Origin of the sequence: Gracilibacillus oryzae, from assembly GCF_009498735.1 — a bacterium.
In the GTDB taxonomy this organism is placed as follows: Bacteria; Bacillota; Bacilli; order Bacillales; family Amphibacillaceae; genus Gracilibacillus; species Gracilibacillus oryzae.
The window spans coordinates 68,295-89,105 of sequence record NZ_ML762431.1 but is presented as its reverse complement, the minus strand read 5'-3'; the positions used below and the strand labels follow the sequence as shown (position 1 = coordinate 89,105).

Annotated in this window: 26 protein-coding genes; 16 read left to right on the top strand and 10 right to left on the bottom strand. The window is 38.2% G+C overall.

All coding sequences use genetic code 11. The annotated features are described in order from the left end of the window. Positions 1 to 105 precede the first annotated feature (105 nt). The 3 genes from F9U64_RS11865 to F9U64_RS11855 all read left to right on the top strand — a co-directional run bounded on the left by F9U64_RS11865 (position 106) and on the right by F9U64_RS11855 (position 2,138). Positions 106 to 1,185 carry a hypothetical protein gene (locus F9U64_RS11865; RefSeq protein ID WP_153403672.1) on the top strand — a complete coding sequence of 360 codons (1,080 nt, stop codon included), beginning with the start codon at positions 106 to 108 and terminating at the stop codon, positions 1,183 to 1,185. Then, positions 1,172 to 1,615 carry a hypothetical protein gene (locus F9U64_RS11860; RefSeq protein WP_153403670.1) on the top strand — a complete coding sequence of 148 codons (444 nt, stop codon included), beginning with the start codon at positions 1,172 to 1,174 and terminating at the stop codon, positions 1,613 to 1,615. The genes F9U64_RS11865 and F9U64_RS11860 overlap by 14 nt, the downstream gene beginning before the upstream one ends. A 262-nt stretch (positions 1,616 to 1,877) precedes the next feature. Continuing rightward, positions 1,878 to 2,138: a helix-turn-helix transcriptional regulator gene (locus F9U64_RS11855; RefSeq protein WP_153403668.1), complete on the top strand. Its 261-nt coding sequence runs from the start codon at positions 1,878 to 1,880 to the stop codon at positions 2,136 to 2,138. On the opposite strand, the gene F9U64_RS11850 is transcribed toward F9U64_RS11855, so the two are convergent. From F9U64_RS11850 to F9U64_RS11835, 4 genes are all read right to left on the bottom strand, one after another. Next, positions 2,122 to 2,571 (bottom strand): hypothetical protein, encoded by a 450-nt coding sequence (locus F9U64_RS11850; protein WP_153403666.1) that lies wholly within the window; start codon positions 2,569 to 2,571, stop codon positions 2,122 to 2,124. The genes F9U64_RS11855 and F9U64_RS11850 overlap by 17 nt on opposite strands. A 131-nt stretch (positions 2,572 to 2,702) precedes the next feature. Beyond that, positions 2,703 to 3,209 (bottom strand): hypothetical protein, encoded by a 507-nt coding sequence (locus F9U64_RS11845; protein WP_153403664.1) that lies wholly within the window; start codon positions 3,207 to 3,209, stop codon positions 2,703 to 2,705. After that, entirely contained in the window at positions 3,209 to 3,445 is a 237-nt protein-coding gene (locus F9U64_RS11840; RefSeq protein ID WP_153403662.1) for a hypothetical protein, read from the bottom strand. The genes F9U64_RS11845 and F9U64_RS11840 overlap by 1 nt, the downstream gene beginning before the upstream one ends. A gap of 14 nt (positions 3,446 to 3,459) precedes the next feature. Beyond that, entirely contained in the window at positions 3,460 to 4,335 is an 876-nt protein-coding gene (locus F9U64_RS11835) for an ABC transporter ATP-binding protein (RefSeq protein ID WP_228275685.1), read from the bottom strand. A 168-nt stretch (positions 4,336 to 4,503) separates the two neighbouring features. Between F9U64_RS11835 and F9U64_RS11830 the strand changes: the two genes are divergently transcribed. Together F9U64_RS11830 and arr are read left to right on the top strand one after the other, a co-directional pair. Continuing rightward, positions 4,504 to 5,085 (top strand): TetR/AcrR family transcriptional regulator, encoded by a 582-nt coding sequence (locus F9U64_RS11830; protein WP_153403658.1) that lies wholly within the window; start codon positions 4,504 to 4,506, stop codon positions 5,083 to 5,085. 183 nt (positions 5,086 to 5,268) lie between these two features. Then, a complete protein-coding gene (gene arr, locus F9U64_RS11825) occupies positions 5,269 to 5,691 on the top strand; it encodes an NAD(+)--rifampin ADP-ribosyltransferase (protein WP_407647320.1) in 423 nt (140 codons plus the stop codon). A 69-nt stretch (positions 5,692 to 5,760) separates the two neighbouring features. Here arr and F9U64_RS11820 read toward each other — a convergent pair whose 3' ends face one another. Together F9U64_RS11820 and F9U64_RS11815 are read right to left on the bottom strand one after the other, a co-directional pair. Further along, entirely contained in the window at positions 5,761 to 6,360 is a 600-nt protein-coding gene (locus tag F9U64_RS11820) for an MSMEG_1061 family FMN-dependent PPOX-type flavoprotein (RefSeq protein WP_153403654.1), read from the bottom strand. Positions 6,361 to 6,470: 110 nt separating this feature from the next. Further along, a complete protein-coding gene (locus F9U64_RS11815; RefSeq protein WP_153403652.1) occupies positions 6,471 to 6,863 on the bottom strand; it encodes an RDD family protein in 393 nt (130 codons plus the stop codon). 194 nt (positions 6,864 to 7,057) lie between these two features. On the opposite strand from F9U64_RS11815, the gene F9U64_RS11810 reads away from it, so the two are divergent. After that, positions 7,058 to 8,158, top strand: coding sequence for a M24 family metallopeptidase (locus tag F9U64_RS11810; RefSeq protein WP_153403650.1), 1,101 nt, complete (start codon positions 7,058 to 7,060; stop codon positions 8,156 to 8,158). A 120-nt stretch (positions 8,159 to 8,278) separates the two neighbouring features. Here F9U64_RS11810 and F9U64_RS11805 read toward each other — a convergent pair whose 3' ends face one another. From F9U64_RS11805 to F9U64_RS23010, 3 genes are all read right to left on the bottom strand, one after another. Next, on the bottom strand, positions 8,279 to 9,292 hold the full coding sequence (locus F9U64_RS11805; RefSeq protein ID WP_153403648.1) for a DUF3231 family protein: 1,014 nt from the start codon (positions 9,290 to 9,292) through the stop codon (positions 8,279 to 8,281). 273 nt (positions 9,293 to 9,565) lie between these two features. Then, entirely contained in the window at positions 9,566 to 9,697 is a 132-nt protein-coding gene (locus tag F9U64_RS23370; RefSeq protein ID WP_266095250.1) for a hypothetical protein, read from the bottom strand. A 4-nt stretch (positions 9,698 to 9,701) separates the two neighbouring features. Continuing rightward, positions 9,702 to 9,920 carry a hypothetical protein gene (locus tag F9U64_RS23010; RefSeq protein WP_153403646.1) on the bottom strand — a complete coding sequence of 73 codons (219 nt, stop codon included), beginning with the start codon at positions 9,918 to 9,920 and terminating at the stop codon, positions 9,702 to 9,704. Positions 9,921 to 10,014: 94 nt separating this feature from the next. Between F9U64_RS23010 and F9U64_RS11795 the strand changes: the two genes are divergently transcribed. Together F9U64_RS11795 and F9U64_RS11790 are read left to right on the top strand one after the other, a co-directional pair. Next, positions 10,015 to 11,556 carry an AbgT family transporter gene (locus F9U64_RS11795; protein ID WP_194287355.1) on the top strand — a complete coding sequence of 514 codons (1,542 nt, stop codon included), beginning with the start codon at positions 10,015 to 10,017 and terminating at the stop codon, positions 11,554 to 11,556. A 15-nt stretch (positions 11,557 to 11,571) separates the two neighbouring features. Further along, on the top strand, positions 11,572 to 12,003 hold the full coding sequence (locus F9U64_RS11790; RefSeq protein ID WP_153403643.1) for an OsmC family protein: 432 nt from the start codon (positions 11,572 to 11,574) through the stop codon (positions 12,001 to 12,003). A 188-nt stretch (positions 12,004 to 12,191) separates the two neighbouring features. Here the strand turns inward: F9U64_RS11790 and F9U64_RS11785 are convergent, their stop codons facing one another. Continuing rightward, positions 12,192 to 13,685 carry a WG repeat-containing protein gene (locus F9U64_RS11785; protein WP_194287354.1) on the bottom strand — a complete coding sequence of 498 codons (1,494 nt, stop codon included), beginning with the start codon at positions 13,683 to 13,685 and terminating at the stop codon, positions 12,192 to 12,194. Between the two features lie 256 nt (positions 13,686 to 13,941). On the opposite strand from F9U64_RS11785, the gene F9U64_RS11780 reads away from it, so the two are divergent. The 8 genes from F9U64_RS11780 (at position 13,942) to F9U64_RS11745 (ending at position 20,811) form a co-directional block, all read left to right on the top strand. After that, positions 13,942 to 14,994: an ABC transporter substrate-binding protein gene (locus F9U64_RS11780; protein ID WP_228275684.1), complete on the top strand. Its 1,053-nt coding sequence runs from the start codon at positions 13,942 to 13,944 to the stop codon at positions 14,992 to 14,994. 91 nt (positions 14,995 to 15,085) lie between these two features. Then, positions 15,086 to 16,573, top strand: a complete 1,488-nt coding sequence (locus F9U64_RS11775; RefSeq protein WP_153403639.1) for a sugar ABC transporter ATP-binding protein — start codon at positions 15,086 to 15,088, stop codon at positions 16,571 to 16,573. A 19-nt stretch (positions 16,574 to 16,592) separates the two neighbouring features. Continuing rightward, positions 16,593 to 17,645, top strand: a complete 1,053-nt coding sequence (locus F9U64_RS11770; protein WP_194287353.1) for an ABC transporter permease — start codon at positions 16,593 to 16,595, stop codon at positions 17,643 to 17,645. A 238-nt stretch (positions 17,646 to 17,883) separates the two neighbouring features. After that, entirely contained in the window at positions 17,884 to 18,249 is a 366-nt protein-coding gene (locus F9U64_RS11765; RefSeq protein ID WP_153403637.1) for a DUF2089 domain-containing protein, read from the top strand. A 12-nt stretch (positions 18,250 to 18,261) separates the two neighbouring features. Continuing rightward, a complete protein-coding gene (locus F9U64_RS11760) occupies positions 18,262 to 18,648 on the top strand; it encodes an SHOCT-like domain-containing protein (protein ID WP_153403635.1) in 387 nt (128 codons plus the stop codon). Positions 18,649 to 18,657: 9 nt separating this feature from the next. Further along, a complete protein-coding gene (locus F9U64_RS11755; RefSeq protein WP_153403633.1) occupies positions 18,658 to 18,948 on the top strand; it encodes a hypothetical protein in 291 nt (96 codons plus the stop codon). Between the two features lie 832 nt (positions 18,949 to 19,780). After that, on the top strand, positions 19,781 to 20,098 hold the full coding sequence (locus tag F9U64_RS11750; protein WP_153403631.1) for a PadR family transcriptional regulator: 318 nt from the start codon (positions 19,781 to 19,783) through the stop codon (positions 20,096 to 20,098). After that, entirely contained in the window at positions 20,095 to 20,811 is a 717-nt protein-coding gene (locus F9U64_RS11745) for a DUF2812 domain-containing protein (RefSeq protein ID WP_153403629.1), read from the top strand. The genes F9U64_RS11750 and F9U64_RS11745 overlap by 4 nt, the downstream gene beginning before the upstream one ends.

The window sequence follows — 20,811 nt, the reverse complement described above, 5'->3', positions numbered from 1 at the left end:
TAATGTGAATTGTTATATGATATGGTATATATGTATAATTATTACAATAATATTTCGAAGGAGTGTTTCTTTATCAATTGCTTTAAAGTTTTGTTTGCAACATTAATGTTTGTAATCGCATTCAGTTTCTTTGGAGTTGTAAAATCTGAGGCAGATGTTCAATATGTGAACAATGACAACTATAAGGTCTCTATCCAAACTAGTAGTGATGGAATAAATTTTTACCTGGGGTTAAGTCTAGGGATGACTATAACTCTGGATGATGGTTATGCTACTAACCACAGAATGAGCGGTTGGTTACAAGACGCTTGTATGCTTCCTTACTCAACTAATTTTGGAGTTAATGAAATTGCATACTCTTCAGTAGATGGAACAAGTTCATATGCCCTCACTGATTCTATGGAATATGTTTCACCAGGTTGTAGCAATGCAGATGGCAGATCTGGTACTTTAATGTATAATGTCAAGTATGTTTATAATGCAACAGGAGATGCTTTTTTTCAAAGTAATGACTTTATTCCTGGCTTTGATGCAATAACTGTAACAATAAATTCACTTCCCTATAATACATCATCTTTAGGTATTAAAGATGAGAGTAAGAATGCATTGGATTACACTGATTATTTTTCAAGAATAAATCCCTCTTTCGAAAAATTCACAGAAGAAATTAATACTTCAAAAGATAATAAAGTAACCAGATCGAAGCATGAATTAAAAATAAATAATCAAAAGTTTAATATATCAGAGTATAAGAAATTTAAAGCTTACAAAGATCTATTTAAAAGTCTTAGGGGTGAAGAACCGTACACTGATGAAGAGATAAAGAATGCATTTATTGAGAGAAAAGTTTTACTTAATATAGCTAAGGAAAAAGATTTAAGTGTAAGTGTAGAAGAAGCTAAAAAGTATAAGCAAAAAGTAGATCAAGAAGAAGCCAAATTAAATAATGAAAATGTAAAATTCACTAATAAGCTCCAATATAACTATCAAAAAAGTTTAAATTTAACTGATCAAGAATATGAAGACTTACAGATTACTAAGTATCAAGAAATACTTACAATCGGTAAGTTAAAACAAAACTTTTTTGAAAATAATACAGATAACAGTGACTACAAAAAAATATCAAAAAAATGGAAGACATATAAGGATAATTTAGTGAAGGGTGCTACTGTTGAAGGGTTCTAAAAAAAAATTTTTGTTAATTATATTTGTAATGGTAATATCATGTAGTTGTTCAAGTAATAACAATGTAACTGAAAATGATGTTATTTTACAATTTGTTGAATCAACAGTTGTAAAGGGTGATTTCAAACAGGCTCTACAACTTAGTAAAGATCTTAAAGAGGATCAATTAAGGGAAATTTACCAAGAAGTAGAAAGTGGCTACAGAGATTCATATAACAAGGTTGATATCTATGTTACAAGTGATGGTAGAGAATACTTATCATATATCCCAGATTATAGAATTATAATTGAATTAAATTTATCTAATGGGGATAAAAAACTAGTAAATAATGTTTCGGTCAATCATCCTTCTTTAGAAGAAACAGAGAGAATTTGGAAAAGTAATAACTGGGAGTCAAGGATAATAGAGTTTAACGATAATGAATTCTAATAAATCCTGTGCAGTAAGTTCTGTGAATGGTCTTACTGCACTATTTCATTGTTTGTAATATAGTAAGTCTGACTTACGGACTACAATTTGATTTGTTTCACAGTTGGTGGAATCTTTACCTCAAATAATTTTCATGTCTTTAATAACACCTAGCTTTTTATTATTTTTCCCAATGAAAGTTTATCACAGCGCTAACCGTCTGTAATACCTCACTTCAAGTTTCGAGGAATATAATGACAGTAAGTGGGGGATAACAGATGAATTGCTGCAGGAAACCTTTCATTTTCATCCCAATTATATTGCGAAAAGTATGCAAAAAGCATTTGGAAGTACGCCAATTGAATACCTGATGAAATATCGAATTGAGCAGGCGAAAATGCTGTTAATTCAAACATCATGGAAAATAGCCACAATAGCGGAAGAAGTAGGCTTTGGACAAACTCCATATTTTACGAGACAATTTAGAAAATTTACAGGACAATCACCGTCACAGTTCAGAAAGAAGTTTATCGGTTCGAAGTGAGGGCACTGAAATGCCCTCGCGAATTACTGTTCGGGATTATAATTTGTGGAATAGCTGTTTGACTTTTAACAACAAATCTTCTTCCTAAAGCCGGAGATTTGTTGTTAATCTCCGTTTTATCGACAAATCTGCTCACTAAAGCCGGAGATTTGTTGTTAATCTTCTTTTTACCGACAAATCTGCTCACTAAAGCCGGAGATTTGTTGTATATCTCCGTTTTATCGACAAATCTGCCCACAGAAGCCAGAGATTTGTTGTATATCTTCGTTTTATCGACAAATCTGCCCACTAAAGCCGGAGATTTGTTGTTAATCTTCTTTTTACCGACAAATCTGCTCACTAAAGCCGGAGATTTGTAGATAATCTTTGTTTTAAGAACAATTTCTTTCTCAATTTGTCTTACATTTGTATTAATTTTCAACCGATTAGGCAAAAAAGAAGGAGTTTCCACCTGTTTGAGGAAATTCCTTCTCTTGGATTACGTCATTTTTTTTCTTATAGATACGTCATACTTTTTCAGTTGCATTCATAGGAGAGGAAGTGCTTTTTACAAGGGATGGCCTATTATTCAGTAACCAAATCACGCTTTTTATACCCGATAAAACCAATAAAGAACATAAACAGAGCCATTAATAGGATGACGATCAGGCTTCCCCAGTTCCATTCCTCAGTTGGAACTTTCGGAATATAACTAAACACATTCAGATTAACGACGAATTCGGGTATTGTCATCATTTGCCCGAAATAACTGACAAAGAAGGCGAATACCAGATACCCCCAAATAATTACCGTTAAGCGTGGCAACCAGCCAATCAGTACAGAGAGGATTCCAATAAAGAATAAAACTGCGGGCAGCCATACTATTCCCGCCCTCGTTATTTCCCACAGACTGAACGGTGTTTCCATCACACTTAGCTGCGCTGAATAAAGTCCAAATATGGCAGCGAATTGTCCGAGAACTCCTAATAAGGAAGCCAGTAAGACATGGTACCAGTAGAATTTTGCCCGGCTTAATTTAGTTGCATATAGTTGATCCAAGCGGCCTTTCTTTTCTTCGTTTATCAGTTTCATCAGTATGTTTCAGCAGTAGCTTCTGTCGGACCGATCATGGCAATCATGGCAGGATTTTTCATCGTTTCATACATCGCCATCAATCCAGCAGGGTCTTTTCCATACAATTCATCCAGGGCTTTGGCAAAGCCACCTGCGAAAAGACTTAAAGCAACCGCCCAAATCAGCAGTTTTAACCAGTCTTTGCGTACTATATAAAGAAAGAGCGTCCCAGTTTGATTAAACAGATTGTTCATTTTTTCACCTACTTTCATTCATAATGACGCATAAACAGGGATTCAAGCGTCGGCGGCACACTCTCCAGCTTGATCACATGGTATGGCATAATGGCTTCAAGAATCGCTTCAATCTGATCGCTGTCAGCCTGGAATACAGCCTCATTTCCATTGATCTCCAGTTCATGCACACCGCTCACTTCTTTTAAGCCGACAGGTTCATTTCTTGTTGTAATCCTGTATTGATAACGAGTCAAATGCCTTAATTCCTCTAGTGATCCTGTTTCAATGACTTCTCCTTGGCGAATAATTGCCACACGGTCACATAAGCGTTCGACCTCACTTAAGATATGGCTGGAGAGAAGAATCGACTTGCCCTGATTTTTCAATTTTTCTACTTCCTCTTGAAAAACGGCTTCCATCAGGGGATCAAGACCACTTGTTGGCTCATCAAAAATAAACAATTCGGCATTACTGGCAAGTGCTGCTATCAGCGCAACTTTTTGTCGGTTTCCTTTTGAATAGGTCCGTGCTTTTTTCTTAGGATCCAATTGAAATTTGTGAATTAACTCATCCCGTCGTGCTGCATTTTTCGTTCCCTGAAGGCGCATAAATACATCAATAATCTCTCCGCCTGATAAGTTCGGCCAAAGGTTCACATCACCCGGAACATAGGCAAGTTGCTTATGAATCTTGATCGAATCCTTCCAGACATCTTTTCCGAAAATTTTGGCAGTTCCGCCACTGGATTTGATGATGCCGAGCAAAATTCGGATGGTCGTTGATTTTCCTGCACCATTTGGTCCGATAAATCCCAGCACCTCGCCTTTCTTTACATCCATCGTGACATTTTTTAAGGCAGGAGTAGATTTATAATTTTTTTGCAAACCATTTATTTCTGCAATAATCATTCCGTTCATCTCCCGTTCAAAGAAAATTATTTACTTAAAATCAATTTATAGTTCATAATATACACCCTATCAGGGAGAATTTCAATTAATTTTTAACTAAAAAGTTTGAATAAGTTCATAATATAAAGTAAAATAAAGATATGAATAAAACAAAAATGTGGTGACAAGATGAAGAAAAGCGGGTTTGAGTTAAGACGTGAGGCAAAAATGAAAAGTATTGAAGAAGCTGCATTTAAGCTGCTGAATCAAAAGGAAATTGCCCAGATCACGATGGAGGAAATTGCAAAAGATGCCGGGGCAAGTAAAGTAACGTTGTTTAATTATTACCATTCAAAAGAGAATCTGGTGAATACTACCATTCGGAATTACCTTACCTCCATCATGGAAGATTATGATCGTTTAATTGAAAGTGAATTATCATTTGAACAAACGTATATTGAACTTACGCAATACAAAATGCAAAACATTGATAGTATGTCAGCTGTTTTTCTGCAAAATGTAATGCAGCAGTTTCAAAGTGACACATCGTTTATGGATCAGAATATCCAGGAGATAACGGATCAATTAATGTTAAGACTGTTCCAAAAAGGACGCACAGAGGGAAAAATCAATCCGGCATATTCTGATGAAGTTTTAAAGATGTATATGCATATTTTTACAGAGGGGTTAAGGAGTAAAACATTGAACAGTGATCATTTGATAGAATATGGAGCGCAAATTTCCCAGATGTTTATGAATGGATTGCGGTGAAGGGAAGATAAGTGAAGCATCATTGGGAGGCGAGAAGTTTAGGGATCGTGATAAGGGGCTTAAATATAGATAATTATCGTTCTCTCTACTTCCATTATACACCTTATGGAAATTAAATTATAGACTACATCTTAAAAAATTCCTGCCCTATAATTAGATAGACAAATCCAAAAAATGAGGTGTATGAGTATGGATGGCACGAAAAAGGTAATAGATAATGGTCCATTCTTTCATGGTACGAAAGCAGAGCTGAAAATTGGCGATCTTTTAAAACCGCAGCACTTATCAAATTATCAAGACAAAAAATCGAATCATATATACTTCACGGCTGCATTAGACGCGGCTAAATGGGGCGCCGAATTAGCAGCATCTGACTCAAAAGAAAGAATATACGTTGTCGAACCATTAGGTGATTTTGAAGATGATCCTAATGTAACTGACAAAAGATTTCCGGGGAATCCAACCCGTTCTTATCGGTCTAAATCACCTTTGAAAATAGTAGCTGAATTAGGTTCGTGGGAAAGACATTCCGATGAACAAATAAATCATATGCTTACATCTCTGCAAAAACTGCGTAAAGAAGGCAAAGCTGTAATATTTGATTGAAATTTAAAAGATTCCATACAAATAGCAGGTGGAGCGGGCTAAACAGAATAAAGCCCGCTTTTTTTGCCTCTATTTCTTCACCAATTCCACTCCATTGTGCTGTAATGCTGCATGAAATATTTCCAAACTGGAAGGCAGATCTGCTTTGTCTGGCCATGAGTCCGTGTCCCATGCTTTAGATTGTTTCAGAGCGCGAGGGCAGTGGATAAAGCACTCTTCGACATCCACGCCAATTCCAAGTAATGGTGGCTTTCCTTTAAATGTCATGCTGCTTAAAATATCCGGATTTTTTATTATGGTGGCACGACCATTAATGCGGAGCACCTCACCAAGCCCTGGAATAAGGAACAATAGCCCTATATGCGGGTTGGATAACATATTAATGATCGAGTCTACCCGTTTATTTCCTGGCCGATCTGGAATCACCAACTGCTTGTTGTTCAATACCTTAACCCCCGATGGAAAGTCCCCTTTTGGCGAGACATCGCATTGTCCCTCCGCATTTGACGACGAAAGAAAAAACAATGGTGACATTTCAATAAATCTCTTGCAATGCTCATCGATGACTGAGACATTTTTCTTGATAACATATTCGTGTGGTGTTCCTACTATTTCCCGAAGCTCTTCTTCTGTTGTCACAGCATCGGTTGAGAAATTGATACGCTCCATCATACTCCCCGCTTTCGTTATCGCATTTAGCTATAACTATTCTACAGTGAATGAAAATCATTATCAATGGTTTATTTTCTGTTAAAGGGAGGATGGGGGCGCTTTAGTAGTCATTCCACCTCTCTGACAACCGTTCCAGCATAACGGTCATGAGGAAATACAGCTCCGTCTTGCTTTTCAAATGTCTTCGCGTTTTTCATATAATCAAACGTGCTCACGGTATCCCTGTATGCCATACGTTTCACAATTTGATTGGGTGACAATACTCTATTATCTTTATCGGTAAGTGCCAGGCCCATTTTCTTGTAGCCAATGGTTTGTCCACTCTTTCTTAGTTGAGTATATTCAAGTGCCCACATGACGACAGTTGGCGTTACCACATTATGAACAGCTTCATTTTTCACCTTTTTCCGTAAGAAATATTCCACACTAAAAGTAACTGCAGTTGAAATGGCCAGGTCAATAAGAAAGGCTTTCGTCCGTTTTTTTGTAATAGATTTCATTTTCAATTCTCCTTTTCATTTAGTTAACTGTATTGTATCATTGAAACCTTTCTTCCATATACTATTAGGTGCATCAAAAGAGAAAATGCATATCTGGAAACAATAAGTTAGACAAGCTGACTGCGATACGATAGCATTTAAATTGAATAATCCGTTTAAGATTAACGGAATGATTAGTTAGGAGTTTTCAAAAAATGAATAAACGATTAGAAACAGTAACAAATTGGTTGAAAAAGGAAGATATTGACGTTCTGTTTATTAACTCAACAGAAAATGTCTATTATTATTCCAATTTCTATACAGACCCGCATGAACGGTTGATGGGGGTGCTTGTATTTAAGCAGTCTGAACCTGTCTTTATATTACCTGCAATGGAAGAGGGGCAATTAAAGAAAGCAGGCTGGCAATACGAAATCATTAGATACTCAGACCATGAAAACCCATGGGACAATATAGAAGAAGTGATAGAAGCAAGAAATCTGTCCAGAGCGAAAAAGGTGTCTTTTGAAGATGAGGTGCTTACATTTAAGCGTGCCACCGCTTTTCTTGACCTTTTTGCAAATGCTGAGGTGGTAGCTGCAGAAGATCAACTAAATGAAATGCGTGTTGTGAAAGATGATAGCGAAATAGCCATTGTGAAGCGGGCTGCCGAAATGGCCGATTATGGTGTGCAAGTAGGTGTAGAGGCCTTGCAGGAAGGTATCACGGAGATGGAGGTATTGGCCACGATTGAGTATGAACTCAAGAAAAAAGGTGTGCGCGATATGTCTTTTTCTACGATGGTGTTGTTCGGGGAGAAGAGCAGTGACCCGCATGGCAATCCTGGAAATCGCGAGTTGAAGCCAGGAGATTTGGTGTTATTTGATTTAGGTGTTGTTGTTGATGGATACTGCTCAGACATCACAAGAACGGTTGCTTATAAATCAGTAACGGACAAACAGAGAGACATCTATGAAACGGTATTAAAAGCAGAACTAGCTGCCGTTGATGCAAGTAAGCCAGGTACTCGTATTGGGGATCTGGATAAAACCGCAAGAAATATTATTACTGAAGCAGGCTATGGCGATTATTTTCCACATCGACTTGGCCATGGATTGGGAATTAATGTACACGAGTTTCCATCGATGAGTCACTTAAACGATGGTCTCTTAAAAGAAGGAATGGTCTATACGATCGAGCCGGGGATCTATATTTCTGGGATCGGCGGAGTTCGAATTGAAGATGATGTCCTTGTTACAAAAGATGGTTGTGAAACACTGACGAAATTCCCGAAAGAGCTGCAAATTATCGAATAAGGAAAGTGTCTGTTATTTCCTGGGGAATAATGCGAAGAAAAGGGGCTGCTTTCTGGTGCCCCTTTTCCCATTTGATACACATGCTGAGGATAAGTCTACAAGACCTATCCCTGTTTATTTTCACCTTTTTGCTAACCCTTTATGATTTGGGATTTGAGGAGGCTGTTCTAACCATTCATTTTTAATCATTATGTCGACTCCGTCTTTTGCAAATTGAGCAGCTTCTGTTGTCAGACGGACATAAGAAGTGGCAATATCTGTTCTTAAACTGGCAGCTGAGGCCGTTGCGTAATTGGAGATACTTGAGGCAATGATCAATGATGTATGGAACATAATTAATTTATCCGAAAATGGTGAGATGGTTGAGTCAGATATTTCCAAGTCCCAAGGCGTTGGGGAGGGCAAGTCATCATCTGTTAACATTGTAGTAAAGACTTGCGTATGTTTTGTTGCTATTTCCTTCCCTTTGAGACAATAGTTTCTGACTTTTTTCGACTGAGCAACCTGAGCAAAACCTGCCATAACCGTTTTCCCTACAGAGTTTGTGTCTACATTTGCTTCAATGTGAGTAATTTCTACAACATTCAATGGACGATTATTGTTGTTAATATTTAGTATGCCGCCTAAATAACTCTTTTTGTCAATAAAGTCCACATGGTTAAGTGTTGTCACATAAGGTGGCCTGACAAATAAGCCTTTTGATAATAGTATATCAGCTGTTTTATTATACAACTCTGTTGAAGTTTGTATCGCTTGACTTAAGTTCTGACGGACATCGTGATGTGCAGCAATTGATAAGGCTACACCGTAAACAGATAACCCGACTTTGGACATATTTTTAAGATAATATAAATAAAACGAATCGGAAAATAAACGGGGTGCGTTCGAGCTCACATCGTCCTCAGTAAAACCAATGGGCATTGGCTGATTGTCATTCTGTAGTATTTCTTTACTCAGGTTTAAATTTTTTACTGATACATCTAATGCGAATTGCAGAACGGACTTTATATCAGGATCCTCCACATTAGCTAAAAAATATTTCAAAATACATATAGAAAAACTGTTGTTTTGATAGCTGCTCCAAATGACTGAAATTTCAGATGCTGTCAGCCTTACATTTTTTTCTTCTCGCATATCGTAATCCTCCAAATTTCATGTTATTAGTTAATATCCACTTATATTGGACATTTATTCACATTTATCCCTGTGTTCATTATTTGTAAGTCGCGTCTTACTAAATGTGTCTGTTATTTCCTGGGCAATCTTGGAGTGGCAGGGAAGGCCATTCGCTCTTCATTTCTATATGTAATGTGATCTTACTGAACATGATAAATGGAAAGAGTCTATCATCAATTCTTAGCAAAAAAGGCGGGCACGCAATAGTGCCCGCCGAACAATTAGCAGTAATTATTTTTTTAAGTGTGTAATTGGTTCTGTACCGTTAGAAGTCAGAGCTTCTTCTTTTCTTCTGTCTTTCTTCGTGCCATATTCTTCATTCGTTAATTTTCCTGTATCTTTCGGTTGAAATGCTTTGCCCATTTGTCTAACCTCCTACTGTAATAAAGGTAAGAACATACTTATTATTTCTCTTTCGATAAGAATTATGCTGTAAAATTATTTTGCTGAAAAAATGGACTAAAACAGACATCCTAATAAGAATATCTCTTTCTATCTCCAGATCTAATATATCTTGTTCTGTCTCAAAAGCCGCCATATAGTCTCTTGATTGTTTTGGTTTTCTCAACAAATGCTGCGACTGCAAGCGACGTCTTCCATACAGAGCAACATGCTAGACTTCATAATACACATCTGTATACTAGGGAATGTACTAATTTTACTTCTTAGGGGGGATAACGATGGAAAAACAAAGAAAATTTAATACCGTGGAGCTTCTGGATAAAATAGAGAGAATCGGTAATAAGCTACCTCATCCTGTTACGATATTTGTTCTATTTACTTTAGCTGTTATTGTTATATCACATATTCTTTACCTGATGGGGGTTTCTGTTTCTTTCAGGGGAGTTAACAGTGAAACGGATGAACTGGAGATGCTTACGGTTCAAGCGGTCAGTCTGCTAACTTCTGAAGGAATTGCTCACCTTTTCTCAAGTGTCGTCAATAATTTCACTTCCTTCGTCGCGTTGGGTCCTGTGTTGGTCGCGATGCTGGGGGTTGGTGTGGCGGAGAAGAGTGGTTACATCAGTGCTATCATGACAAATACCGTCTCAAAAGCGCCGAAAAAATGGGTAACACCGATCGTTGTTTTGATGGGGGTATTATCCAATATTGCTGCGTCTGTTGGTTATGTTGTACTCGTGCCGCTCGGAGCTATTATCTTCTTAGGTTTTAAACGTCACCCACTCGCAGGTCTTTCGGCAGCATTTGCAGGGGTGTCGGGTGGATATTCTGCCAACTTAATTATTGGAACGAATGATCCTATCCTGGCTGGTCTCTCCACAGAAGCTGCCAGAATATTGGATGCAGGCTATGTGGTCAATCCTACTGACAACTGGTTTTTTATGTTTGCTTCGACCTTTTTAATTGTGATTCTGGGTACACTGATTACGGATAAACTGGTCGAGCCCAAATTAGGTGAATATATACCAACAAATGATGGAAATGAGGATAAGACAACTGTCACACCACTGGAGAAAAAAGGACTGCGCTGGGCAAATGTTTCTATTTTAGTCACCGTTGTGGCGATTGCTTTATTAGTTATTCCGGAAAATGCACCATTACGTGGAGAAGATGGCAGTCTCACTTCTTCGCCCTTTATGAGCAGTATTATCTTTTTAATGATGCTGATCTTCCTTGTTCCGGGGATTGTGTATGGTATTATTACCAAAACGGTTCGTAATGATAAAGATGTAGCAGGATTAATGACCTCTTCACTGGAAACAATGGCTGGATTTATTGTGCTTATTTTCTTTGCGGCTCAATTTGTAGCACTGTTCAATTACACGAACTTAGGTACTATTATTGCAGTGAAAGGTGCCAACGTGCTAGAAGCCATTCAGCTGGATGGGATATTCCTGCTCATAGCCTTAATCATTATTACAACAATTATCAATATATTTATCGCGGCAGATACAGCGAAGTGGGCGATTATGGCACCGGTATTTGTACCGATGTTTATGCAAATGGGTATTTCGCCTGAAGTAACACAGGTTGCCTATCGGGTTGGGGATGCATCTACAAATATCATTTCACCACTTATGCCTTTCTTCCCGTTAGTTGTCGCCTTTGCCCAACGCTATGGTAAGAAGAATGGGGTCGGGACTGTGGTGTCGTTAATGCTGCCACATTCCATTGCAATACTCGTGGTATGGACGCTCTTCTTCGTGATCTGGTACTTACTGGGTATTCCGGTTGGACCAGGAACAAGCTTAAACTATTAAAAAAGGATGGATATTATGAAAGTAACAACAATATGGACAGGCGGCAGAGCATTTACCGCAAAAGGTGATTCTGGTTACGAAATAAATATGGATGCAACTGAAGCATATGGCGGCTTAGGAAAAGGCGCTACACCTACGGAGATGCTGTTAAGCTCTTTGGCCGGCTGCATCGGCATTGATGTCACGATGATTCTGCGTCCTCATTTAGACAAGGTTTCTAAGATTGACATTGAGACAGACGGCATAAGAAAAGAGGAAGCTCCTAAAGGGTTCACCGATATTGTGGTGACATTCACGGTTGACGGAGAAATCGACAGCAAGAAAATATGGCGAGCGATTCGCTTAGGAGAAGAGAAATATTGCTCTGTTTCTGATTCACTAAGTGCGAATATTTCTTACAGACTCGTGCTGAATGGGGAAGAAGTCGATGGGGATCTGACCAAGTGAAAAGAAAGAATTGATATTGGTGTGCGGACAGTGGGCTCTTGTTCAGGGAGTTGACTGTCCTTTTTTTGATGAAAATGGTTTTTGTAGAGATGATATTTTAAAGCTTCTACTTATTAAGTTAATGCAACAATACTAGCCACAAAAAATAACTCTACCATTTATATAGCAGAGTTATTTTCTACAAATAATTATTCTTCCATCTCTATAATAGTGAATTGTTCCAGTGTAATTAATTCACCAGTTTCCAGGTTTACAAAACCAGGCAGCATATCAGTGGATTCACTGTTTGCTCTATATTTTACCGATACGATGGGATTCCCATCTCCATGTTCAACTTCATCCATAAAGACTTTCTCTTCTTCACCAAGAAGTATTTCACCATCAAATGTTTTTAAAACAGCGTATTCCGTTCCTTCTTCCCAGTAACGGTCTTTGTATTCAGCTAATTCCCAATTATATTTTAAGATGAATTCCTGGCTGTTTCCTTCGCTGTCAATATAGACAAATGTTTTTGCTTCATCATAACCATTCTCGTCTGGGTTATCAAATTTTATTTCAGGGTTTTCATAGATTACCCAATCTTCTCCCTGAAATCTCAATTCTAATTGATAGAGTGTACCTGCTGTATATTCAAATACTTTTTGACCTTCTACATTATACAATCTAAGTTGAGTTTGATAATCATCAGAGAAAGCTTGAATTTCAAATAATTTATTTCTAGCAAAAAATTCCGTGTCATGAAACTTTAGTGAACTATAATCAAATCCGGTTATTTCAACAGGAGTGATGCTCGCATCATTTACCTTCACATCCGTTTTGTAGATGTTGCTTTTCCAATCGTTTTCCTGAATAACTTGGTAAACTTCATGCCCATTTACAAAGTAATCTGTCACATTAACAGGGAAGTCAAATAGATTGCCTTCACTATCTACAATCAGATGCTGATCTGAATCCTCATCTATAAGTACATCCATTGTTCCATTCAAGAATTTCGGGTATACTGCATAATCCTCAATATCTTCATATTTATAGTAATCTGTTGATGGAAGAACCTCGGCTATTTCGTTGCCTTTTTTATCAATAATGATTCCGCGCGCATTTGCTAAATCATCACGATCTTCTTCAATCGTCAAGGCATAAGCCAGTCCCTCTGAAAATTCGCCAACCTCACGATATTGAGGTTCGATAGCCCATTCTCCATCTTCATTGACAAAGCCCCACAGTTCGTTATCGCCTTCATCTGCTCCTGCTCTTACAGGTCTGCTATCCCAAATCGCAACACCGATAAGACCGTCGGCAAATGTCGTTATATCTGCAATCTCAAAATTTGGTTCAATCATCCATTCCAGATTCTCATCTAATACACCGAATATTTCTCCATATCTGTTTGAACCAGTAACAACATAATGCCCTGATTCTTGTGGCACCATTTCATAAATGGTCAGCCCATCTTGCCAATGCTGATCACCTTTTAAAACACCAATACCTAACTTATTTCCATTCTTTTCTTCAGCAGTAGTCTCTTCTTTGGCTGCTGTCTCTGTTTGTCCCCCTGCTTCCACTGCTTCGGCTTGTTCCGCAGCTTCTGCTTCTTTTACTACTTCATCATCATTCGTGTTGCTGCATGCAGCTAATGAAATAGCTAAAAGGGTAATAATGCTTAGTTTTTTGCGTTTTTTCATGATATGTAAGTCCCCCTTAAGGATTTTATTATAATACTTTATTACCATTTAATCTAGTTAATATTTATGGATAATATTAGCATCTTAATCAGCTTTTTACAGGATAGTCTGAGCCCATCTTTTGGAGCGTAGAAATATTCACATCCTTTCCTGAAAACTCCCTAAAATATTTCTGCAATCCCTTACATATAATCAACTAGTTAGTTGTTACCATTTTTTATATAGATAGATGAAAAATAAAAGGGAGGTTTTTAAAGTGAAAAAGATTTTATATTTACTTTTCGTATTTGTATTGGTCACAGTACTAAGCGCATGTGGAGGAGAGGATACCCCAGACAGTAATACAGAAAGTGGTGATGAAACAGAAAATAACCAGACAGACAATACAGACAGCGAATCAGAAGCGAATGATAGTGAAAGCAGTGAAACTAGTGAAGGTGAAGAAGGTGAGAAATACAAAGTCGGTATTCTTGCACCAGCCGTTACACATGGTTGGGTTGCGGCTGTTGCCTATCATGCAGAGTCCCGGGCTGAAGAATTATCTGATGAGATAGATTACCAGATTCATACAAGTAGTGGTGCAGAAGAAATGACGGCACAATTAGATGACCTGATGACTTGGGGAGCAGAAGCTATTGTGGCATTTCCACAGTGGGAAGGTATGGAAGTTCCGATCCAGCGAGCATTAGATGCTGGTATCGAGGTTGTCAACTTCGATATTGCCATTGATGCGGAAGGTGTGTACCGAGTGGCTGGTGATAACGAAGATATGGGTGTGCAAGGAGCCAACTATATTGTAGACAAAATTGGTACAGAAGGAAATGTTGTCGTACTTGAGGTGCCATCTTCAGGCTCTGTATCTGAGTTGCGATTGAAAGGATTTGAAGAGACAATCGCTGAAATTGCACCAGATATGAATATACAAAAGTATGCTACAGAGTTTACACGTGAAGCCGGATTGAAAGATTTCGCTGATATTCTAACTGCAAATGATCAAATTGATGCGGTATATTCAATGGATGATGAAACATCAATCGGTGTTCTGCAAGCGATCAGTGAAGCTGGACGAGATGACATTCAAGTAGTAACTGGTGGTGGGGGCATGCAGGAATATTTTAAAATGATGCCTGAGAATGAGGATATCTGGATTCAGTCAGCACTATACAGTCCAGCAATGGTGAAGGATGCCGTTGATGTTGCAGTGAAAATTTTAAATGGGGAAGAAGTCGAAGAGAATACGATTATTCCAACAACTGTAGTAGATCGAGAGAATTATGAAGAGTTCCTAGATGAAAATTCACCATACTAGGCTTTGGCAAGGTTTCAGACAGGAGGGGTTATGGCAGAGCTGTAGCCTCTCTCTTTTTACACATTTCTAATAAAAGTTTGGAAGTGATTGCGTGAATTTAGAGATGAAAAATATCGTGAAATCATTTGGGAGTAATGATGTGTTGAAAAGCATCTCATTTGCTCTTGAAGGTGGCGAAATATGTGCATTACTTGGTGAGAACGGTGCAGGAAAATCTACCCTGATGAATATATTGGGCGGAGTCCTCCAAATGGATTCAGGCTCGATTGTGGTAGATGAGGAAAAGGTATTCTTTGATAAACCAGCGGATTCACAGAAGGCAGGCATCGCTTTTATTCATCAGGAGTTAAATTTAATCAATGATTTGCCGATCTATGAAAATATGTTTATTGGCAGAGAAGTGAAAACCAAATGGGGCAGCCTTGATTTAAAACAGATGTATCAGGAGACAAAGGAAATATTTAATAGGATGAACGTTGATTTAGATCCAAACACAATGGTCCGTGACCTGGATTCATCCTATAAGCAAATTGTGGAAATATGCCGAGCAATGATGACAAATGCAGCGATCATCATCATGGATGAACCTACCACTTCCTTAACAGATAGGGAAATCGAGCGAGTCTTTCATATGATGAATGCCATGAGAGAACATAATGTTGGCATCATTTTCATCTCACACAAGTTAAATGAGGTGATGAATATTTGTGATCGGTTCCTGGTACTTCGAGATGGGAACCTGGTGGCAGATGGGAAAGTAAATGATGTGACAACAGAGGACCTTGCTCGATATATGGTGGGACATGATGTGAGAACAGAATCTTTGGTGAGAGAAAGAGAAGCAGGTGAGGAAATATTGCGGGTGGAGGGACTCTCATCTTATCCTCACTTCAGCGATATTCATTTTTCCATAAAAGCTGGTGAAGTCATTGGCTTTACAGGGCTTCTGGGTGACGGGCGAAGTGAACTGTTTCAATCCATTTTTGGTGCAGCGAATGTCTCGGCAGGCAGAATTTACTTAAATGGAAAAGAAGTGAAAATAAATAGTACCCATCAGGCGATTGAAGCAGGGATTGCCTACCTTCCGCGTAACAGAAAGGAAAATGCCATTATCAAAGATATGGATATTATCGAAAATGCTTCGATTGCAACATGGCCGAAATTTTCCCGAAAAGGAATTATTGATAAACAGAAACATCATGAAACTTTTGAAGAGCACCGTAATTTATTAAGACTGAAGATGGGGAAACTTACCGATTCGATTACCAGTCTGTCTGGCGGAAATCAGCAAAAAGTAGTGCTGGCCAAATGGCTGGCAACTAGTCCGAAATTGCTTATCCTCGATAATCCTACTCAAGGGGTGGATGTAGGAGCAAAAGAAGATATCTATGACATTATTCTCAAGCTTGCTGATGACAATATTGCAGTAGTGGTGCTCTCCAGTGAAGCACATGAAATTATTCGGGTATGTGATCGTGCAGTGGTGATGTACCATGGAGTGATTCAGGATGAGGTCAGTGGAGAGAAAATGAATGAGCATACGATCATGAATCTTGCTACAGGTGGACAACTGACTTAAGTAAGGGGGAGAAGGCCATATGGAGACCAAAGTTTCGGGTAACGAGAACAGGATGAATTTTTTTGAATGGTTTAAGCATAAGTGGACCACCGCACCACTTTTTAGCACAGGTATTGCACTTATCATCATGATTATCTTGCAAACATTGGTGTTAGGATTTGATTATGATTCATTTGGTGAATGGTTTCAGGCTTGGACAAACAATTGGATTAACATTTTAAGAAACAATGCCGGAATTGGAATTGTCGCATTGGGGATGACCTTTGTTATTATGACAGGAGGAATTGACTTAGCGGTAGGTTCTACTCTTGTCGCGACAGGTGCCTTCACGATGGTGCTGCTTGATACAGGAACAAGAGGCCTGCTAGGTATGGTGGGATTATCAGGTGCTCCAGCATTTATTGTTACTATCCTATTGGTGTTGTTATTTGGCTATATATTAGGTGCATTAATTGGTGTGTCGATTACAAAAGGGAATGTCCCCCCTTTTATTGCTACATTAGGTGCCATGATGATCTTCAGAAGTGTGACACAGCATTTCATGCAAGAGCAGAATACGACAGTACCAATGGATTTCCTGCAGATAGCCAGTTTCAAAATTGGTGATTATATGCTTATGCCAATTATTTATTGGATCATTATTGCTGCTATCCTTTATTACGTTTCGAAACGAATGACCTTTGGAAGACAAATCATTGCTGTTGGCTCAAACGAAAGAGCTGCAAGACTTTCCGGTGTCAATGTCAATAAAATTAAATTGCGAGTATACGGATTAATGGGATTTCTTGTTGCCATTGCAGCGGTTATCCAGGTTTCACGGATCGGTTCCATGGATTTTTCCAATGCCGGCAGAGGAATGGAAATGGATGCTATTGCTGCAGCGATTGTAGGGGGAACAAGCATGGCAGGCGGGCGGGGATTTATTCTTGGAACGGTTTATGGCATGTTAATTATTGGTGTGATGAATAATTTATTAAACCTGTTCGGTGTCCCGCCATTCCTTCGTGAAGCATTTAAAGGCATGATCGTAATTGCCGCAGTGTTGCTGCAGCGGAAGGAAAGGGCTTCTTGATCGGAGAAGCGTGTTAGTTTTGTTATATGATTCATTTAAAGGAAGAGGATGAGTTCCTCTTTCTTTGTTTTTATTAGAAGAAAAAAAGGCTCCTCTCATTTTGAAACAAATCTATATTTAATATGTTTAATTATAAAATTAATAATATATAAGTTAAAATTAATAATATTAATATTTTTTATTTACTTTTTTAATATTTCATCATATAATTTAAATAAATGAAAGGGAGGATTAGAATATGGCTTATCCAGTTATTACAAATTGCCCTGTTTGCAGTAATGCTTTAAAAATTACAAAACTGCAATGTACTCACTGCCAGACAACAATCGAAAATGAATTTGAGTTTTCTTCTTTTTCCTCCTTGTCGAAGGAACAGCTTCATTTTATTGAAGTATTCCTGGTATGTCGAGGAAACATCAAAGAAGTAGAAAAAGAGCTTGGAATCTCGTATCCGACAGTACGAGGAAAACTTACAGATATTATCACATCACTTGGCTATGAACCAAAGAAGAAGAATGAAGTGGACGAGAAAAAGGTTGTTACAATGCTGTCAAATGGAGAAATTTCTGCAGAAGAAGCAATTAGGCTGTTAAAAGAGGAATAGGAGGAATGGAGAATGAAAGAAGAAATTACGCAAATTTTGACAATGGTACAAGAAGGAAAAATCGATGCAGAAAAAGCATCAGAACTTATTGAAGTATTAAAGGAAAAAGAAGCAGGAAGCAATCAAGTTGAAAAATCTTCTAAATATGCAGAGAAAACATTGAAAGTCCGTATTAGCTCAAGTGATAATGATAATGTGAAGGTTAATTTTCCGATAAAACTTGTCAAAACATTGTTAGTCGCCGGAAACAGCATCTTAGCAACAATCCCTGAATCACAAAAATACGTAAAGGATATTGACATCAATCTGATTATTGAAGCAATCGATAACGAGCTGGTTGGCCAGATTGTTGATATTCAATCAGGAGATGGCGATATAGTTTCTATTGTCATTGAATAGGAACTGCTTATGCTGCGAATAAAAATAAAAACAAAAGATGCTCGCTTCACTATCCCAATTCCCTACGCCGCATTGCATCTTGGTATTTCTATTCTTACGTCTAAACGTTTTCAGCAATATATGAACAAAAAGATAAAAAAGCAAGAGGAAGACAACCAAGATAAAAAAATAACTTTCACTTTTCCACCGATAGACAAAAAATTACTCAAACCAGTCATAAAAGAATTAAAAAAACATAAAGGCTTAGTGCTAGTGGATGTAACTGCTTCAGATGGGACGGAAGTTTTAGTGAAGCTTTGATGTGTATTCATATGAAGCGTTCTTAAGCGCATAACTTCATGACTTCTCGTCAGTTATGATGCTATGAAGCGATCATAGCGTCATAACTTTATGCACTCCCGTCAGTTATGATGATATGAAGCAGTCATAGCGTCAAAACTTCCAGCGCTCCAGGCAGTTATGATGATATAAAGCAGTCATAGCGTCAAAACTTCCAGCGCTCCAGGCAGTTATGATGATATAAAGCAGTCATAGCGTCAAAACTTCCAGCGCTCCAGGCAGTTATGATGGTATGAAGCGATCATAGCGTCATAACTTTATGTACTCCAGTCAGTTATGATGATATGAAGCAGTCATAGCGTCAAAACTCCGAGCGCTCCAGGCAGTTATGATGGTAGGAAGCGATCATAGCGTCAAAACTCCGAGCGCTCCAGGCAGTTATGATGGTAGGAAGCGATCATAGCGTCAAAACTTTATGCACTCCTGTCAGTTATGATGGTATGAAGTGATCATAAAGTCAAAACTTCATGCGCTCCTGTCAGTTATGATGGTATGAAGCGATCATAGCGTCATAACTTTATGTACTCCAGTCAGTTATGAAGGTATGAAGCAGTCATAGCGTCAAAACTCCGAGCACATCCGCAAGTTATGATGCTATGAAGGCATCATAACAAAAAAACTCCAAGTCCTGCCGCAAAATCCAAGAACCAAATCCTTCACATTTATCGAAACTCCCTTTAAATATATCACTTTATGATATAACTCTGGACAACTATATCATAAAGTGATATATTAAAAATAATCATATGTATCATTTTGTGATACATCATAAAATGATATAGGGGGTGATCGGTTGAAAACAACGGAGCAATTAACAGATTCCATGTTTAATATTATGGCGGCACTAACCAAACCCAGACACGGATATGCTATCATGAGCCTGGTTGAAGAGCGAACACATGGCGTCATCACTATAGGTCCTGCTTCCATGTATACCATCATTAAGAAGTTATTAAAACAAGAGTGGATTTATCTCTATGACGGATCTGAGCCAAGACGAAAAACCTATCTTCTTACAGAAAAAGGTAAAGAAGTACTGGAGGCAGATGTGAAGCTGCGGAAATTGATGATCCAACTAGCGGAGACGGGATTAAGGGAGGCAGAAGAATGAGTAAGACAAAGTATGTGATGTCAGGCGGGTTAGCTTTTTCAGAAAATAAGGATATGGAAAAGTTACGGAAACTTTCCTTGAAAGGATGGCACGTCCGTGACTTTAAATTCATGGGATACACCCTCGAAAAGGGAGAAAGTGCTGATTATATTTATAGCGTCGATTATCGAACAGTAAACGAGGAGGATGCAGAAGAATACTTTGACTTTTTCACTTCCTCTGGTTGGACACATGTTACCTCACAAGGAAATATTCACTTATTTCGTGCCTTGCCAGGTACAAAGCCGATTTACAGTGATCGTGAGACAGTGGTGGAAAAACATGATAATTTAGGAAGTTCACTGAAATGGTTCACGATATCAATCGTCACGATAATCTTACTCCTATGTCTTGGCACATTCATAAGCACAGGTGCTTTACAAACAACCATTACCTATATTGCTGTCATTCTCAGCGTCATTGCGATACCAGCTACTTGGACTGTACTGACTATTTACAAAAATAAATGGAAGGCAGAGGGAAGAATAGGGTTAGTGAGGTTTATGAAAAGTTTACCAGCCCTTTTTCTTATTTTGGGATTTACCATTATTTTATTTATTACGGATGACTCAGGCAGTATCGTCGGAATTTTAACGAGTATGCTTATTGGCGCAGTGGCCCTTCCACTGGCGATTTGGTGCTTTATGTCCCTTTACTATAAATGGAAAGCATAG

Bases quoted from the DNA above. Each gene is read 5' to 3' on its own strand.
- F9U64_RS11810 (WP_153403650.1), top strand. From the start codon at position 7,058: ATGAATAAACGATTAGAAACAGTAACAAATTGGTTGAAAAAGGAAGAT.
- F9U64_RS11815 (WP_153403652.1), bottom strand. From the start codon at position 6,863: ATGAAATCTATTACAAAAAAACGGACGAAAGCCTTTCTTATTGACCTG.
- F9U64_RS11820 (WP_153403654.1), bottom strand. From the start codon at position 6,360: ATGGAGCGTATCAATTTCTCAACCGATGCTGTGACAACAGAAGAAGAG.
- F9U64_RS11865 (WP_153403672.1), top strand. From the start codon at position 106: ATGTTTGTAATCGCATTCAGTTTCTTTGGAGTTGTAAAATCTGAGGCA.
- F9U64_RS11830 (WP_153403658.1), top strand. From the start codon at position 4,504: ATGAAGAAAAGCGGGTTTGAGTTAAGACGTGAGGCAAAAATGAAAAGT.
- F9U64_RS23370 (WP_266095250.1), bottom strand. From the start codon at position 9,697: ATGGGCAAAGCATTTCAACCGAAAGATACAGGAAAATTAACGAATGAA.
- F9U64_RS11755 (WP_153403633.1), top strand. From the start codon at position 18,658: ATGCTGCGAATAAAAATAAAAACAAAAGATGCTCGCTTCACTATCCCA.
- F9U64_RS11745 (WP_153403629.1), top strand. From the start codon at position 20,095: ATGAGTAAGACAAAGTATGTGATGTCAGGCGGGTTAGCTTTTTCAGAA.
- F9U64_RS11805 (WP_153403648.1), bottom strand. From the start codon at position 9,292: ATGCGAGAAGAAAAAAATGTAAGGCTGACAGCATCTGAAATTTCAGTC.
- F9U64_RS11770 (WP_194287353.1), top strand. From the start codon at position 16,593: ATGGAGACCAAAGTTTCGGGTAACGAGAACAGGATGAATTTTTTTGAA.
- F9U64_RS11795 (WP_194287355.1), top strand. From the start codon at position 10,015: ATGGAAAAACAAAGAAAATTTAATACCGTGGAGCTTCTGGATAAAATA.
- F9U64_RS11790 (WP_153403643.1), top strand. From the start codon at position 11,572: ATGAAAGTAACAACAATATGGACAGGCGGCAGAGCATTTACCGCAAAA.
- F9U64_RS11785 (WP_194287354.1), bottom strand. From the start codon at position 13,685: ATGAAAAAACGCAAAAAACTAAGCATTATTACCCTTTTAGCTATTTCA.
- F9U64_RS11760 (WP_153403635.1), top strand. From the start codon at position 18,262: ATGAAAGAAGAAATTACGCAAATTTTGACAATGGTACAAGAAGGAAAA.
- F9U64_RS11835 (WP_228275685.1), bottom strand. From the start codon at position 4,335: ATGATTATTGCAGAAATAAATGGTTTGCAAAAAAATTATAAATCTACT.
- arr (WP_407647320.1), top strand. From the start codon at position 5,269: ATGAGTATGGATGGCACGAAAAAGGTAATAGATAATGGTCCATTCTTT.
- F9U64_RS11765 (WP_153403637.1), top strand. From the start codon at position 17,884: ATGGCTTATCCAGTTATTACAAATTGCCCTGTTTGCAGTAATGCTTTA.
- F9U64_RS11840 (WP_153403662.1), bottom strand. From the start codon at position 3,445: ATGAACAATCTGTTTAATCAAACTGGGACGCTCTTTCTTTATATAGTA.
- F9U64_RS11845 (WP_153403664.1), bottom strand. From the start codon at position 3,209: ATGAAACTGATAAACGAAGAAAAGAAAGGCCGCTTGGATCAACTATAT.